The sequence below is a fragment of the Dellaglioa sp. CoH-55-MRSF-8 genome, assembly GCF_056782195.1.
In genome coordinates this window covers 1-271 of the sequence record NZ_JBXAYH010000196.1, presented here as the reverse complement: position 1 = coordinate 271, position 271 = coordinate 1, and the positions used below count along the sequence as shown (strand labels likewise).

Annotated in this window: 1 protein-coding gene; it reads left to right on the top strand. The window is 58.3% G+C overall.

All coding sequences use genetic code 11. The annotated features are described in order from the left end of the window. A partial coding sequence (locus AC1RPW_RS08470; RefSeq protein WP_481769522.1) for a hypothetical protein occupies nt 1–271 on the top strand: 271 nt, incomplete at both ends.

The following is a 271-nucleotide window of genomic DNA, read 5'->3' as shown; positions in this document are numbered from 1 at the left end:
GCTCAAGCACTTCACCCCCTACAAGGTGACGGACGGGTTTGCCTGGTACAAGACCCATGAAGAGTTGCATGGTCTGCCCATCAGTGGCTTTCTCATCCCCTCGTCCAGTTTCGAAGTGCACGCCCTGTTTGTGGACACCCCCATCGCCAATGCACGCAGGCTGACCCACAATGCCTATGGCAGCGAGTTTGCCGACGAGCAGAAGCACAATGAGGGATTGGCCCCCTTGTTGCTGCGCGACCCCAACAACCCCAAGCGCTCCATCATCGAC